Below are 15781 nucleotides of genomic sequence, written 5' to 3'. Positions count from 1 at the left end.
TTCTTTTTTGCAATTGCAGCTTTGCGCGGTTGGAAGCAGGTTCGACGCCCAGGCACTGCAGAACTGCTCAATGCCTGGCTGGCGGAGAGGGAGCGGAGGCTCTGCCGGAAGGTGTGAGTGGCGTCAAACAACATCACAACGGAGACAACCATGACTGGAATCTTTGGACGCTTCATCAAGAGCCTGGCCATCGCGGTGCCCACCGCCCTGCTGCTTCTGGGCCCACCAGCCCAGGCGCAGACCGGGTACACCGCCACCCGGCATCCCATCGTGCTGGTGCACGGGCTTTTCGGTTTTGACTCGGTGCTGGGCATCGACTACTTCTATGGCATTCCCGATGCGCTTCGCCAAAGCGGCGCCAAGGTGTATGTGGCGCAGGTGTCCGCAGCCAACAGCACCGAGGTGCGGGGCGAGCAGTTGCTGGCCCAGGTGAAAAACATCCTGGCCCTGTCGGGGGCCAGCAAGGTCAACCTGATCGGCCACTCGCATGGTGGCCCCACCATTCGCTATGTGGCGGGCGTGGCGCCCCAGCTCGTGGCATCGGCCACCTCGGTGGCAGGCGTGAACCGGGGCTCTCGCGTGGCAGACATCGTGCGCGGCGTGGCGCCTGCAGGGTCGGTCAGCGAAACGGTAGCAAGCACCGCCGCCACCGCGCTGGTTGGCATGATCAACCTGCTCTCTGGCGGCAGAGGCTTGCCGCAGATGCCCACGGCAGCGCTGGATTCCCTCACCACCCAAGGCTCCGCCAAGTTCAACCAGAAATTTCCTCAAGGCATCCCGGCGGACTGCGGCAACGGTGCTGAACTGGTCAGCGGCGTGCGCTATTACTCATGGACCGGCACCAAAACGGCCACCAACCTGCTCGACCCCAGCGACGCCTTTCTGGTCACCCTGGGCTGGACGTTTGGCGAGGCGAATGACGGGCTGGTGTCGGCGTGCTCGTCCCGCCTGGGCAAACATTTGGGCGACTACCGCCAGAACCATCTGGACGAAGTGAACCAGATGGTGGGGTTGCGAGACTGGTTCTCTGCAGACCCTGTCACGCTGTACCGCCAGCACGCCAACCGTCTGCAAAAAGCGGGTCTGTGAAGGGCATGCGCGCATGACCCCACCTTCACCCTGGCGTGCGCGCACCTCTGCCCTGGCGGGCGGGGGCGCTGCGCTGGCCGCGGCGCTGATCGTTCTTTGGCTGGTGGGACGGGCCGAGCCGCCGCCTGGCTTGCCAGGTGGCGGAAGCGCGTTGCCTCTCGCGGCCACCGCACCGAGCGCGAGCGGCGTACCGCAAACGACGACCCGTTTGCCGGTGGACCCACCCACCGCAGCCGACCCCTTCCTCACCCCGGACCTGCGCTACCAGATCGAAGCCATGCTGCTGGACGCGGGCGACGCCACCACACCCGAAGAACTCAAGCGCCGGCTCAGCCAGCTGGTGCGCAAACACTTTGGCGCCGATCTGGCCACCCGGGCGCTGGCCCTGGCGGAGCGCTACGTGGACTACCGCGTGGCCCTGGGCACGCTGAAAGCCCCCAGGCCGGACGACCCCACGGCGCTGCGCAACAGCCTGAATGCACGCGAGCGTCTGCGCGAGCGCTACTTCGCCCCGGAAGAACACGAGGCCCTGTTTGAGCGCGAATCAGCGCTGGACCGTTACACCCTGGCCCGCCTGGAAATCCAGCACAACACAGGGCTCACCGCAGAAGAAAAAGCCCGCGCACTCAAAGACGCCGAGGCAGAACTGCCGCCAGAGCAGCGGGCAGACCGCGCCCATGCCGTGGCCCACCTGGGCGCCGCGGTACAGGCGCAAGACTTTGAAGCGCGCGGCGTGGACGATCGCACCCGCTACCAGCTGCGCAGCACCACTTACGGCACCGACGCCGCACAGGCCCTGGCACGCCTGGACCAGGAAGAGCGCGCCTGGAACCAAAAGCTGGACGACTACGCCGCTGCCATGGCCCATGACCCCGGCCAGATGCAGGCACTGCGCGAACGGCTGTTCACCCCCCAGGAACAACTGCGGCTGGAAGCGGCCTTGGCGCTGCGGCAATCACAGCGCTGACACTGCACAATCGCAAATCACTGCGCGCCGCATTGATCACGCGCAATATTCATGCATTCGCGCGAACAATCTGCGCCCAGAACGCCGAAATCGTGATGAATGGCGCGCCTACAGTGCGTGACATTCATCAATTTTTCGGAGACACCATGAACGCCGCCCTGCCCGCCCAAGCCCTGAAAGAAACCGCCGCGTGGGACAACCCCATGGGCCTGATGGGCTTCGAGTTCGTCGAGTTCACCTCGCCCCAGCCCGGTGTGCTGGAAGCCGTGTTTGAAAAGCTGGGCTTCACGCTGGTGGCCAAGCACCGCTCCAAGGACGTGGTGCTCTACCGCCAAAACGGCATCAACTTCATCCTGAACCGCGAGCCCCACAGCCAGGCCGCGTACTTTGGTGCCGAGCATGGCCCCTCGGCCTGTGGCCTGGCCTTCCGCGTGAAGGATGCGCACAAGGCCTACAACCGCGCGCTGGAGCTGGGCGCCCAGCCCATCGAGATCCCCACCGGCCCCATGGAGCTGCGCCTGCCCGCCATCAAGGGCATTGGTGGCGCGCCGCTGTATCTGATCGACCGCTTTGAAGACGGCAAGTCCATCTACGACATCGACTTTGAATTCATCGAAGGCGTGGACCGCCGCCCCGTGGGCCATGGCCTCAACGAGATCGATCACCTCACGCACAACGTGTACCGGGGCCGCATGGGCTTCTGGGCCAACTTCTACGAAAAGCTGTTCAACTTCCGCGAAATCCGCTACTTCGACATCCAGGGCGAATACACGGGCCTGACCTCCAAGGCCATGACCGCGCCCGACGGCAAAATCCGCATCCCGCTGAACGAAGAGTCCAAGCAGGGCGGCGGCCAGATCGAAGAATTTTTGATGCAGTTCAACGGCGAAGGCATCCAGCACATCGCACTGATCTGCGACAACCTGCTGGAAGTGGTGGACAAGCTGGGCATGGCGGGTGTGCCACTGGCCACCGCCCCCAACGACGTGTACTACGAAATGCTGGACACCCGCCTGCCCGGCCACGGCCAGCCGGTGCCTGAACTGCAGTCGCGCGGCATCTTGCTGGACGGCACCACGGCCGACGGCACACCCCGCCTGCTGCTGCAAATCTTCTCCACACCCATGCTGGGCCCGGTGTTCTTTGAATTCATCCAGCGCGAAGGCGACTACCGCGACGGTTTTGGCGAGGGCAACTTCAAGGCGCTGTTCGAGTCGCTGGAGCGCGACCAGATCCGCCGTGGCGTGCTTGCCGCCGACAAGGCCTGACCCCGAACGGAGGCACCATGGCCGTTGAACCCGTTGTCTACGGCGCCAGCGAGCGCCCACCGCGTGGCGACTATGCCCGCGCGGGCGCAGACTACACCTGCGCTCAGAACTACGCGGCCTACACCGAGGCCGACCACGACACCTACCGGCGCCTGTACGAACGCCAGAGCCGGCTGCTGCCGGGCCTGGCAAGCCAGGCGTTCATCGACGCCCTGCCCTCCCTGGGCGAGCGCGACCGGATCCCGCGCTTCGATGAAGTGAACGAGCGGCTTTACCGCGCCACCCGCTGGGAGCTGGTGGCCGTGCCAGGGCTGATCCCCGAGGTGCCGTTCTTCACCCTGCTGGCCAACCGCAAGTTTCCGGTCACCGACTGGATTCGCACGCCGCAGGAGTTCGACTACATCGTCGAGCCCGACATCTTCCACGACCTGTTCGGTCACGTGCCGTTGCTGTTCAACCCGGTGTTCGCGGACTATGTGCAACGCTATGGCCAGGGCGGTCTCAAGGCGCATGGGCTGGGCGCTTGCGAAATGCTCTCGCGGCTGTACTGGTACACCATCGAATTCGGCCTGATTCGCGAAAGCGAAGGGCTGCGGGCCTATGGTGCGGGCATCCTCAGTTCGTCAGGTGAACTGCCGTACTCCGTGCAAAGCCCCGAGCCGCAACGCCTGCCGCTGCAGTTGGCGCGCACCATGCGCACCCGCTACAAGATCGACACGTTCCAGCAAACCTACTTTGTGATCGACAGCTTCCAGCAGCTGTTTGACATGACGGCGGCAGACTTCTCGCCCATCTACCAGGCGCTGAAAGGCCAGCCCGAGTTTGCAGCGAACGAACGCGAGGAAGCCCTCACCGCGTAAGCGCAGGCAGCTCTGGCACGGGCGCTTCCAGCTCCCGCAGGCACGCCTGCACCACCTGGGGGTCCAGCACCATTTGCACATGGGCCACGCCGGTCACCAGCCGGTGCTGCGCCCCTGGCAAAGCCGCCACCGTGGCGGGGAACACGATGTTGTCGCAGTTGGAATACCAGCACACAAACAGCTTCGCCCGGCTGGGCGGCTCCTGGGCCTTGAGCGCCTGCAACCAAGCACTATTCATCCGCATCTGGCGGCCATTTTCTGTGTGGCTCAAGCGGGCCAGCCAGGTGCCAGCGTGGGGCGTTCCCAGCGTCAGCACACGGTGCACGCGCGCGTCAGCCGCATAGGCGCGCAGCCAGGCCCGGGCGGCCAGGCCGCCCATGCTGTGGCAGACCAGCACGGGTGGCAAGCCGGTGGCCTCGGTCACCCGCCGCACCGCGTCATCAATGGCTTTGGCATAGCCATCAATTGAGCCCAGCACGGGCTCCAGATTCACGGCCACATGCGCATGGCCCGCAGCGCGCAGATGTCCGAGCCAATGCAGCCACACGCCCCGGTTACACATCAGGCCATGCACCAGCACCACGCCCCTGCGCCCTGTAGGCTGCGCAGGCAACCAGTCGGGCGGGCTGCGCCACCACAAAGGCTGGCGCCAGCCAAAAATCAACAGGGCCGCACCCACCTCATGCCACCACGCCCGAAGCAGCTGCGCCGCGGTGGCCAAAGGCACGGCATCGCGCCGGTTGAGGCGCTGCATCAGCACCAGCTCAACAGCCAGCACCGCCGCCAGCCCCCACAGCGGCAGCAGCGCCACCAGCACCGCCCACAGGGGCTGCTGCGGCCACCACCACACCAAACAGGCGGCGCCGTATAGCAACGCAAGGAGCAGGAAAGTTGTCTGAAGGCGCGCGATCATGAGAAGGGGGCACAAGACCCGATGAGACAAAGGACTATTCAAGCCGAAGCCCCTGAGTTTGCACGAAGGCCTGTGCTCGCCGCCCCCTGTGTTTGTGGGCTTTTCTGTCGCCTTTGAGACGGATATGCCCCGCACCCTAGGACAAGCCCGATACCCCCGGCGCCCTCCACCTTCCAGAATGGGTCTGAAGCTGTTTTATCTGTCTATCCACCCACTGGCGAGCACAAGGAAAGCGCATGGAAAAGATCTGGCTCAAGAGCTACCCCCCGGGCGTACCGCACGACGTCAACCCCGAGCAGTACCGCTCTGTGGCCCACCTGCTGGAAGAGTCCTTCCGCAAACACGCAAAAAGCCCGTTCTCGGTCTGCATGGACCGGTGGATGAACTACGGCGAGCTGGAACGGTTGTCAGGCGCACTGGGTGCCTACCTGCAAGGCCTGGGCCTGCAGCCCGGTGCGCGTGTTGCCATCATGCTGCCCAACATTCCGCAGTTTGGCGTGACCATGGCGGCCGTGCTGCGCGCAGGCTACACCTGCGTGAACGTGAACCCGCTGTACACCGCCCGCGAACTGGAGCACCAGCTCAAGGACTCGGGCGCTACCGCCATCGTCATTCTTGAAAACTTTGCCCACACCCTGGCCGACGTGGTGGACCACACCAACGTGCAGCATGTGGTGATGGCATCGATGGGCGACCTGCTGGGCTTCTGGTTTGGCAAATGGATCACCTTCGCCGTGCGCCACCTGGCCAAGATGGTGCCGGCATACGAGCTACCCCTGACCAACGGGCGCAAGGTGGTCTCCTTCAAGAAGGCCCTGGCAATGGGCGAGCGGCGCACCCTCGCGCCCAGCACCGCCACGCTCGATTCGATTGCCTTTTTGCAATACACCGGCGGCACCACGGGCCTGTCCAAGGGCGCGGTGCTCACCCATCGCAACATCGTGGCGGCCACCTTGCAGGCCGAGGCGTGGTTCACCCCCGCGCTGGCCAAGATTGGCGATGTGACCAAAGCCAACAGCATTGCCGCGCTGCCGCTGTACCACATCTTCGCGCTGACGCTGTGCCTGCTGGCCATCCGCCAGGGCTCCAGCCTCACGCTGATTCCCAACCCGCGGGACATCCCCAAGTTTGTGGCCGAGCTGAAAAAACGCCCCTTTCACATGCTGCCCGCCGTGAACACGCTGTTCAATGCGCTGCTGCAAAACGCCCAGTTCCGCGCACTGGACTTCTCGCACCTGTGCGTGTCGCAGGCCGGGGGCATGGCCGCCAGCGAAGGCACGGCCAAGCAGTGGCAGAAGGTCACAGGCAGCACCATGATTGAAGGCTGGGGCATGAGCGAGACCTGCGCCATCGGCACCAACAACCCGGTCACCAATACCGAGTTCACCGGCTCCATCGGCCTGCCCCTGCCGGGCATCGACATCGCCATCAAGGACGATGCGGGCAACAGCCTGCCCCAGGGCGAGTCGGGCGAGATCTGCATCCGTGGCCCCAATGTGATGACGGGTTACTACAACCAGCCCGAAGAGAACGCCAAGGCCTTCACCCCCGATGGCTTCATGCGCACGGGCGACATCGGCATCATGGACGCGCAGGGCTACACCCGCATCATCGACCGCAAGAAGGACATGATTCTGGTGAGCGGCTTCAACGTGTTCCCCAACGAGCTGGAGCAGGTCATCAGCCTGTGCCCTGGCGTGGTGGAATGCGCCGCCATTGGCGTGCCCGACGAGAAGCAGGGCGAGGCCATCAAGGTGTTCATCATCAAGAACGACCCCGCCCTGACCGAGGACGACGTGGCAGCGTTCTGCCACGAAAACCTCACCGGCTACAAGCGCCCGAAGTACATCGAGTTCCGCGACGATCTGCCCAAGACCAACGTGGGCAAGATCTTGCGGCGGGAGCTGCGTAACCCCACCGCGTGATGGCGTGCGGGGGCCACAAGACCAACACGGTTTTTGGAGGCCCCTCGCAGCCCGGCTGTGCGGTACGCTGAAGCCGTTGCCATTGCCCTGCCTACCGACCCCATGACTGCATCCCCCCCCGCCCCACTGCCCCCCGGCATCACCGTTCTGGAGCGCGGCTGGCTCTCGGCCAACAATGTGGTCTGCATTGGCCCTGAGGGGGCCGCAGTGGTGGACACCGGTTACTGCACCCACAGCGAACAAACCGTGACACTGGTGCAAGGGTTGCTGGGCGCGCAGCCACTGCAGCGCATCTTCAACACCCACCTGCACAGCGACCACTGCGGTGGCAACGCCGCGCTGCAGGCGGCCTGGCCCGGCGCCACCACCCACATCCCGCCAGGCCAGATGGCGCTGGTAGAGCAGTGGGACGCCAGCGCACTGAGCTACACCCCCACGGGCCAAGACTGCCCGCGCTTTCGCGCCGATGCGCCCTTGCAGCCGGGCACCACGGTGCCCTTGGCGGGGCTGGCCTGGGAGGTACACGCAGCGCCCGGGCACGACCCGCATTCGGTGGTGCTGTTTGAGCCAGTCAGCGCCACCTTGATCTCTGCCGACGCCCTGTGGGAGAACGGCTTCGGCGTGGTGTTCCCGGAAATCGAGGGCACGGCCGCCTTCGACGAAGTGGCCGCCACGCTGGACGTGATCGAGAGGCTGGCTCCACGCACCGTAATCCCCGGCCACGGGCCGGTATTTACCGATGCACCCCGCGCCCTGGCCACGGCGCGCAAACGCCTGGAAGGCTTTGTGCGCAGCCCCAGCAAACACGCGCTGTATGCCGCCAAGGTGCTGCTCAAGTACAAGTTGCTGGAGCTGCAGCACACCACCGTGCCCGCGCTACAGCAGTGGGCCGATGGCACCCCCTACTTTGGCCTGCTGCACCAGGCCCACTTTGCCGACCAGCCCAAGGCGCAATGGCTGCACAGCCTGGTGGCGGACCTGGAACGCTCCGGCGCCGCCGTGCGCCAGGGCGAGGCGCTGCACAACGCCTGAACGGCTGCCCAGGCTGCTGCGGGCAAGCGCAAAAAAGCCCGCGCGAAGGCGGGCTGATTGGGCGGAGGTTTGGCCAGGGGCCTTCTGGCTCAGTGCTTGAACTGGCGGTCGCAGCCCGTCACGTGGTTGTTGCTGCTGGACATGCACTGGTAAAACGACTTCTTGTTGCCGCTGGACGACTGGCAGTCGCCCACGCTGTATTTGCCCTTGGCCTCGCGGATCTTGGGGGCCGTGGTGTCGAAGGCCGCCTGGGTCATGTAGCCATCGCGCACGTTTTTCTGGCCCACCTCCAGCATCAGGTCAGCCTGGTAGTGGATGTTGCTCACCGCCACGGCGCAGTTCATGGGGACCTGCTTGCTATCGACCGTGCCGAGCGACTTGCGCAGCCCTTCGGCCATGTCCTTGACGCCCTCTGGAATCTTCTTAGTGCCGTCGGCGTTGTACTCCACCCCTTTGGTTGAAGTGCTCTTTCCGCCCCCTGAACCAGCGGGGCCCGACGCACTGCCCGTGGTGGTGCCATTGGTGCCCTGCAGCTTCATCGGGGCGGCATCGTCCTTGTCCGCCGGAGGCTGCGAGCCGTAATGCGTCTTGCCGTTGGCATCCACCCACTTGTACACGGGCTGCGCTTGCAAACCCACCGACCACACCAACACAGCGGCCCAAACCGCCAGCTTCCCTCGCGCCATGGCGCCCTCCCTCTTTATGAATCAAATATGCCTCTAGCGCTTATGCAGCAAGCGCCAGCAGCTTCTCTTTTTATAGCAAACTCACACTGGGCACGGTCAGTGCCCGCAACCCATTCCGCGCCCGCCGCTGGCCTCTCAGGGCAAGTCGGCGTTCACCACGGGAGACGCTGCATCGCGTGGCCCCACGGTGCCCAGGCGGCTGCGCAGCGACTGCGGCTGGCCGGTGAGCAACGCAGCGTAGTTGGTGGTGTTGGCCAGCACCTTCTTCACGTAGTCGCGCGTTTCTGCAAAGGGCACGTTTTCGGCCCAGATGGCGGCGTCCAGCACCGGGCCGTTGCGCCAGTTGCGGGGGCGGCCGGGGCCGGCGTTGTAGGCGGCAGCAGCCAGGGGCATGGAGCCCGCAAAATCATCGAGCGCCAGCTTGAGGTAAGCGGTGCCGATGGTGATGTTGGTGTCGCGGTCCGAAATCTGGTCGGGCGTGAAGCCGGTCAGGCCGATCTTCTTGGCCGTCCAGCGCGCGGTGGCGGGCATCACCTGCATCAGGCCAGAGGCGCCGACATGCGAGCGGGCATCCATGATGAAGCGGCTTTCCTGCCGGATCAGGCCGTAAACATACGCCGGGTCCAGGCCAATGCCCTGGGCGCGCTCGACCACCGTATTGCGAAACGGCATGGGGAAGCGCTGGTTCACGTCGATCACGGTCTTGGTGCGTTCGCTGGTGTTGATGCAGCGGTCCCATACCTCGCGCTGGCAGGCAAAGTCGGCAGCCGCCAGCAGTTCACGCTCGCTCATGCCGCCGGGGGTGTGCAGGTTGGTGGCGTAGTTCCACTCGCGCACGCCTTCGCCGCGAATACCCAGCAAGATGGCATACAGCGCGCGGTTGAGCGCGGGGTTGGCGCGCGCGGCGGCCTTTTCCTCGGCTGTGAGGGGCGCTGGCGCTGGGGGCACCACCACGCGCTGGCCCAGCTCTTCCAGGGCCAGTTGCTCGTAAAAGCCCTTGGGGCTGGCAATACTCTCCAGCGCCTGGCGGGCTTCGGCACGCTCGGCATCGCTGGGCTTGCCGTTGAGCACCGCCTTGGCATGCCAATACACCCAGGTGCTGTCCCGGCGGGCTTCGTCGCCCATGGCTTCCACGGCCTTGCGCACCACCTTCCACTGGCCGGCGCGCAGGGCTGCGCGGGCCTTCCAGCCCAGCAGGTCGTCGGTGAGGTCAGAGTCCTTGGTCACGTTGCCAAAGTAGGTGACGGCATCAGACGACAGGCGCTGCGCCGCCTGCTTGCCAATCACGCCCCACACCCAGTTGCGCTCCTCGGGCGAGAGGTGCACGCTCCATTTGTTGTCGAGCTGCGTGGCGGCGTTGTCCGCATCGCCCTGCGCCAGTTTGATGAGCGCCAGCGTCACCAGCTCCTGGCGCACCTTGCCGCGCGCCGTGGCGCGGGCCTGCAGGTACTTGGTGGGGGAATCCATCAATTCCTTCACCTGGGCCGAGGACTCGGGCGAGACGATTTCCACCGCAGCGCGTGCCGAGCGCATGCGGTTGGCTTCCACCGCCAGGCGCGCCTTGCGCCAGACATCGTGGGCCGTGAGCTGCTTGTAGCTGTACAGCTCGCCCGCCGCATGGGTGCAACCGTCATCGCTGTCGCGCTGGGCATACCAGTTGCGGCGCACCTCGTCGGCGGCCGTGGCCGGTGCAGTGCCTTTCAGGGTCTCGATCAGCAGGGCATAGCAGCGCACTTCCTTGTCGTCCGACATGCGGTAGCTGGGGTGCTGCTCGGCAAACTGCGACCAGTCGCGGCGCTGGCCCAACAGCAGCAACCAGTCGTTGCGCAGGCGGTCTTCCTGGTAGGTGCCGGCGTAGCGCTTCAAAAAGGCCTGGATTTCTGCCGGGCTGGCCTCGCCCAGGCGCAGTTTCAGCTCCCAGTAAGCCGCCCAGGGCTCCAGGGCGTGGCCGCGTGCGGCGGGCAGCAGCTGTTCGAGCTTCTTGCGGTCGCCCTTGCGGAAGGCCTGGTGCATCTCCAGCAAGGTGTCGTCGCCACGGTTTTGCGCCTGGACAAGGGGCGCTGCAGTGGCCAGCACAGCGGCGGCCACAAGGGGTGTCAAAATCGCTCTGAGCAATTGCATGGGGGAATTATCTGATGGACAAAGCAGCCCTTCGGCGCGCATTGATTGAAGAACGCCTCAACCTGCCCGATCGCCTACATCGGGCCGATTTGTTACAACAGGTGATGCGCATCTGGCTGGTCAACCGGCCTGACACCGTGATCGGCGCTTACTGGCCGATCAAGGGCGAATTCGACCCCCTGCCAGCCCTGCACCGCTGGAAGGAAGACGGCGAGCTGCTGGACGAGCCCCTGCGCCGCCGCATCGGCCTGCCGGTGGTGAACAAGGAGCACAAGACGCTCACCTTCCACGCCTGGTACCCCGGCTGCCCCATGGAGCCAGACGCCTACGGAATCCCCAAGCCCAAAGACACCGAAATGATCGTGCCCACGCTGCTGTTTGTGCCCTGCGTGGGCTACGCCGCTGGCGGCTACCGCCTGGGCTACGGCGGCGGCTTTTACGACCGCACCCTGGCCACGCTGCAGCCCAAGCCCTTCACCGTGGGGCTGGGTTTTACCAACGGCTACCTGGACGAATTCGAGCCCGAAGAGTTCGACCTGCCGCTGGACGCCATCCTGAACGACAACGGCGTGGTCTGGCCCGTGTGATCCCCCCCGGGATCTGGGAGGGCGGGTCAGAAAAACCCGCCGCCCAGGCGCGCCAAAAAGGCCTCCTCCCGCTCCTGTTCGCGGGCCAGTGCCGCCTGCTCACGCAGCCAGAGCTTGAGCTGTGCATCGTCACGCACCCGCACCAAGTCGTCCTGCATCTGCGACACGACATGGGCCAGCTCCTCTTGCTCTTCCTGCAGCAGGCGCGTGAGCAGTGCCTCCTTCATCCGGGCGCCCACGGGTATGCCCAACTCAACGCTCAGGCGCATCTCTGCGTCTCCCAATTCGCCTTCCAGCGTTTTAACCTGATCCTTGAGTAGCAGCGACAAAGCAGCCAGCTTGTCGTCGGCCATTTGGGCAATATGAGCCTCGTCCACCTGCTCGGCCTGCAATTGCAACTGCAACAGCGCCGTCAGGTCACCCCGCTCATACGCTGCGTTGGCCTGGCTCATCAACGCGCTCTTGCGCTCGCGCTCCACGGGGTCAGGCTCGCGGTCAGGGTGCAGTGCGCTGGCGAGCTGGCGGTAAATGGAGCGCAACGCGGCCTTGGCATCCTGGGCCTGCTCCTGGGCCTTGAGCTGACGGGCCGATGGAGGACGGCGAGAGCGGCGCGCGGCCTGCCGCGCATCCTCTGCCTCCTGAAAGGTCTGCACTTGCTGAATCAGCGCTTCCATCAACTCTTCCGGCGAATCGATGCCCTTGAACGCCTCCCGGTCCAAGTTTTTGCCCAACACGCTCTGAGCCATATCCAGCATCTGCTCACGCACCATATTGGCCTGGTCACCCAAGTCGTCTTCGAGAGGCGGTGGTGCATAGATAGAGCACAGTTCGGCCAACTCAGGGTCGGACTCATCCACGGGGCCGCTCGATGGCAACAGGCTTTGCAAAATTTCGCGCATCGCTTTCTGTTGCGCAGCCGTCAAGCCTTTGCGCTGCAAACGCTGGTGCAGAAACACCAGCATCTCGCGGCGCGCCTCGTCCATCTTGCGCTTTAGCTCCGCCATCCGCGCCAAATGAGGGGGCCGCAGCTTGTCAGCCAGCTGTTGCAGGTCATGCAACTGGCGGCCCAGGTTTTCCACACGGGCCAGCAATTTATTGAACCGCTGTTGCGCGGGACTGAGCTTTTCACGTCCACGCGGCAACACCTTGAGACGACTGGCCTCCGGCGGGGAAGGGGAATGGTGCGTAGACGGGGACTGTCCGTCGCCAAAAAAATCTGCCTGGGAAGAATCCATTATGGTCATTTGCAAAGAGGGAGCGGAACCACGCCCTAGACAAGGCGCGGCAGGCGATGCTGCGTAGTGTAAAACCACACAGCAGCCGGACGACACCCGGCGCCAGCCGGGATCGGTGGGAAGCCCATGCGGAGGGCGCATCAATGGCCGCGCAAATGATCATCAGTGGCAAGCCCTGCCAACCTAAAGACTGCGCTAGCATGGTCATCGAGTCGGCCTCTTTGAACTTGAAATATCCGTTCAGGTGGAGCTTTTCGACCTGTGCGCGGCACACCGACTGCGTTCAGTGAACGGGTCAAGCAGTTCAGGCCGGATCCATTGCTACGCGCTCCATCTGGAATGACTGACAGGAACCCCATGCTCAAGCTCTACATCGGCAACAAGAACTACTCCTCCTGGTCCATGCGCCCCTGGGTGCTGCTCAAGCAGGCAGGCATTGCGTTTGACGAAGTGCGCGTGCGCTTTGACAGCTTTGACGCGGGCTCCGAATTCAAGCGCACCATCGGCGCCGTGAGCCCCACCGCGAAGGTGCCCGTGCTGGTGGACGGCGACCTGGTGGTGTGGGACACGCTGGCCATTGCCGAATACGTAGCCGAAACGTACCCCGACAAAAAGCTCTGGCCCACCGACGCCAAGGCCCGAGCGCGCGCCCGCAGCGTGTGCGCCGAAATGCACAGCGGCTTCACCGCCCTGCGCAGCCACTGCCCCATGAACATCGAGGCCCACCTGCCCGACACCGGCGCCCTGATCTGGCGCGACCAGCCCGGCGTGCGCGCCGACGTGCAGCGCCTGGTGGAGATGTGGGGCGCACTGCTGCAGGAGCACGGCGGGCCCCTGCTGTTCGGCCAGTTCACCGTGGCCGACGCCTACTTTGCCCCCGTGTGCATGCGCCTGCACACCTACGCTTTGCCCATGCCACCGCACATCGCCGCCTACGTACAGCGCGTGCGCGAACTGCCCGGCGTGAAGGCCTGGATTGACGAAGCGCTGGCGGAAAAAGACTTTCTGGACTTTGAAGAACCCTACCGGCTGGGGCGCTGAAGTCCGGGGTGTGCGCCCTGCAGTTCGGCCCTACCGAAACTGCTTGCGCAAAAACGCCTTGTGCCGCGCAATGTGCGCCAACTGCACCGGGGCCACGGTGCCGCCCAGGTCTTCGTCTTCGACATTGAGCACCTGGTTGGCATAGGCCAGGGCGCGGGCTACCACTTCTTGCTCGCTCACGCCCTGCTGGGCGGCCAAGTCCATCGCCACGCGGCGCATGGCGCGCTGCGACAGCATCCACATCGCCCCGAACGAATCCCACGCGGCGGCGGCTTCCTTGGCCTTGTCGTGCTCGGCCAGGATCTCGGTCAGCGGCTTGGCCAGGATTTCTTGCAACTGCGCCACCTGGGCTTGCAGCGCTTCCAATTGCGCTTCGCGCTGCAGCGCCTCGGCAGCGGCATTGGCGGCAGCGTCAGGCGCTGCGGGCACGGGCAGGCTGCCGTCGGGGTTGGGCTGGGCGATGGTGAGGGAAGAAGCGATGGACATGAGCAGACAGAACGATAAAGGCGCTACACACAACGGCAGCAGGGTGGGCCCAGCTCTATAAACTCGGCCCCATGCAAATTTACATGGTTGGCGGCGCGGTGCGTGACCGCCTTTTGGGCCGCCCCGTCAATGACCACGACTGGGTGGTGGTGGGTGCCACGCCCGAGCAGATGCTGGAACTGGGCTATTTGCCCGTGGGCCGCGATTTTCCGGTGTTTCTGCACCCTGAAACGCGCGAGGAATACGCTCTTGCCCGCACCGAGCGCAAGAGCGGGCGGGGCTACCGGGGCTTTGTGGTGGAGAGCTCGCCCAACGTCACACTGGAAGAAGACCTCTCCCGGCGAGACCTCACTATCAATTCCATAGCTAGCAGCGCTGATTCAACGGGCGCTACCGTGCTATTTGACCCATACCACGGCGTGCAAGACCTGCAGGCCCGGCTGCTGCGGCATGTGACCGACTCGTTCCGCGAAGACCCGGTGCGCATCCTGCGCGTGGCCCGCTTCGCGGCGCGTTTTACCGACTTCACCGTGGCCCCTGAAACCATGCAGCTGATGCGCGAGATGGTGGAGCACGGCGAGGTGGACCACCTGGTGCCCGAGCGCGTGTGGCAGGAACTGGCGCGCGGCCTGATGGAAGCAAAGCCCTCGCGCATGTTCGAGGTGCTGCGCGAGTGCGGGGCGCTGCAGGTGCTGCTGCCCGAAGTGGCGCGCCTGTGGGGCGTGCCCCAGCCGCCCCTGCACCACCCCGAGGTGGACACCGGCGTGCACCTGATGATGGTGCTGGACATGGCCGCCCGGCTGAACGCGCCACTGGTGGTGCGCTTTGCCTGCCTGGCGCATGACTTTGGCAAAGGCACCACGCCAGCGAATATCCTGCCCCGCCACATTGGCCACGAGGAGCGCAGCGCCAAACTGCTGCGCAACGTGGCCGAACGGCTGCGCGTGCCCGTGGACTGCCGCGAAACCGCCGACGTGGTGGCGCGTGAGCACGGCAACATCCACCGCAGCGGCGACCTGGGCGCAGCAGCGCTGGTGCGCCTGCTGGAGCGCTGCGACGCCATCCGCAAGCCCGAGCGCTTTGCCGATGTGCTGCTGGCCTGCGAATGCGATGCGCGAGGCCGCCTGGGGTTTGAAGACGCCGCCTACCCGCAGCGCCCACGCCTGCTGGGGGTGCTGGCCGCCGTGCAAAGCGTGGTCACCCGCGACATTGCAGCCCACGCTGCCGCCCATGGTCTGGCCGGCCCACAAGTGGGCCAGCTCATCCACCAGGCACGCATCGAAGCCGTGGCGCAGTGGCTGCACAGCGATGCATCACCTTCGCCAGAACCCCACGGGGCCTAGGGATGTCCTACATGGACGTCTCCAGAAGAGCAAGATTCGGCGGCGTGAAGGTCTGAAGGGTTTGCAGTCTTACATACGGCCTGTCGGTGCAGGGTGTTCGTCCTGCTGGCCCTGATGGCATTCGCGGGTGAGGCTCCTGTCTGCACATCGGGCTTGATGCCCTGTATCCCTATTCTTACTGTGTCATAAAAGTAGTTTTTCACTCATGCTGATGCGGCCGCAGCAAGG

The 15781-nt window shown here is 64.9% G+C and carries 14 protein-coding genes; 9 read left to right on the top strand and 5 right to left on the bottom strand.

Features of this window, described 5'->3' with window-relative positions; all coding sequences use genetic code 11:
• Positions 1–150 precede the first annotated feature (150 nt).
• From AADJ04_RS10600 to phhA, 4 genes are all read left to right on the top strand, one after another.
• Positions 151–1089 carry a triacylglycerol lipase gene (locus AADJ04_RS10600; RefSeq protein ID WP_341239593.1) on the top strand — a complete coding sequence of 313 codons (939 nt, stop codon included), beginning with the start codon at positions 151–153 and terminating at the stop codon, positions 1087–1089.
• A gap of 13 nt (positions 1090–1102) precedes the next feature.
• Complete coding sequence (locus AADJ04_RS10595; RefSeq protein ID WP_341239592.1) at positions 1103–2056, top strand: lipase secretion chaperone; 954 nt, start codon at positions 1103–1105, stop codon at positions 2054–2056.
• A gap of 146 nt (positions 2057–2202) precedes the next feature.
• Positions 2203–3324, top strand: coding sequence for a 4-hydroxyphenylpyruvate dioxygenase (hppD, locus tag AADJ04_RS10590; protein ID WP_142082234.1), 1122 nt, complete (start codon positions 2203–2205; stop codon positions 3322–3324).
• Positions 3325–3341: 17 nt separating this feature from the next.
• Positions 3342–4184 (top strand): phenylalanine 4-monooxygenase, encoded by an 843-nt coding sequence (gene phhA / locus AADJ04_RS10585; protein ID WP_142082237.1) that lies wholly within the window; start codon positions 3342–3344, stop codon positions 4182–4184.
• Here the strand turns inward: phhA and AADJ04_RS10580 are convergent.
• Entirely contained in the window at positions 4174–5097 is a 924-nt protein-coding gene (locus AADJ04_RS10580) for an alpha/beta fold hydrolase (protein WP_341239591.1), read from the bottom strand. The genes phhA and AADJ04_RS10580 overlap by 11 nt on opposite strands.
• A 236-nt stretch (positions 5098–5333) precedes the next feature.
• Here AADJ04_RS10580 and AADJ04_RS10575 point away from each other — a divergent pair, with 236 nt between their 5' ends.
• Both AADJ04_RS10575 and AADJ04_RS10570 read left to right on the top strand, forming a co-directional pair.
• On the top strand, positions 5334–7022 hold the full coding sequence (locus AADJ04_RS10575; RefSeq protein WP_142082241.1) for an AMP-binding protein: 1689 nt from the start codon (positions 5334–5336) through the stop codon (positions 7020–7022).
• A gap of 102 nt (positions 7023–7124) precedes the next feature.
• Positions 7125–8054, top strand: coding sequence for an MBL fold metallo-hydrolase (locus tag AADJ04_RS10570; protein ID WP_341239590.1), 930 nt, complete (start codon positions 7125–7127; stop codon positions 8052–8054).
• An 89-nt stretch (positions 8055–8143) separates the two neighbouring features.
• Here the strand turns inward: AADJ04_RS10570 and AADJ04_RS10565 are convergent, their stop codons facing one another.
• Entirely contained in the window at positions 8144–8740 is a 597-nt protein-coding gene (locus AADJ04_RS10565) for a DUF4124 domain-containing protein (RefSeq protein ID WP_044395674.1), read from the bottom strand.
• A 135-nt stretch (positions 8741–8875) separates the two neighbouring features.
• Positions 8876–10861: a transglycosylase SLT domain-containing protein gene (locus AADJ04_RS10560; RefSeq protein WP_341239589.1), complete on the bottom strand. Its 1986-nt coding sequence runs from the start codon at positions 10859–10861 to the stop codon at positions 8876–8878.
• A gap of 14 nt (positions 10862–10875) precedes the next feature.
• Here AADJ04_RS10560 and AADJ04_RS10555 point away from each other — a divergent pair, with 14 nt between their 5' ends.
• Positions 10876–11448 (top strand): 5-formyltetrahydrofolate cyclo-ligase, encoded by a 573-nt coding sequence (locus AADJ04_RS10555; protein ID WP_044395672.1) that lies wholly within the window; start codon positions 10876–10878, stop codon positions 11446–11448.
• Between the two features lie 26 nt (positions 11449–11474).
• Here the strand turns inward: AADJ04_RS10555 and AADJ04_RS10550 are convergent, their stop codons facing one another.
• Positions 11475–12683: a J domain-containing protein gene (locus AADJ04_RS10550; RefSeq protein WP_341239588.1), complete on the bottom strand. Its 1209-nt coding sequence runs from the start codon at positions 12681–12683 to the stop codon at positions 11475–11477.
• Between the two features lie 357 nt (positions 12684–13040).
• Here AADJ04_RS10550 and AADJ04_RS10545 point away from each other — a divergent pair, with 357 nt between their 5' ends.
• Entirely contained in the window at positions 13041–13724 is a 684-nt protein-coding gene (locus AADJ04_RS10545) for a glutathione S-transferase family protein (protein ID WP_341239587.1), read from the top strand.
• A gap of 30 nt (positions 13725–13754) precedes the next feature.
• On the opposite strand, the gene AADJ04_RS10540 is transcribed toward AADJ04_RS10545, so the two are convergent.
• Entirely contained in the window at positions 13755–14210 is a 456-nt protein-coding gene (locus AADJ04_RS10540; RefSeq protein WP_341239586.1) for a hypothetical protein, read from the bottom strand.
• 71 nt (positions 14211–14281) lie between these two features.
• Between AADJ04_RS10540 and AADJ04_RS10535 the strand changes: the two genes are divergently transcribed.
• Positions 14282–15553, top strand: a complete 1272-nt coding sequence (locus AADJ04_RS10535; RefSeq protein ID WP_341239585.1) for a multifunctional CCA addition/repair protein — start codon at positions 14282–14284, stop codon at positions 15551–15553.
• Positions 15554–15781 lie beyond the last annotated feature (228 nt).

It is taken from the genome of uncultured Acidovorax sp. (assembly GCF_964021665.1).
Lineage (GTDB): Bacteria > Pseudomonadota > Gammaproteobacteria > Burkholderiales > Burkholderiaceae_C > Acidovorax > Acidovorax temperans.
The sequence above is the reverse complement of the archived record's forward strand: the minus strand, read 5'-3'. Positions and strand labels throughout refer to the sequence as shown.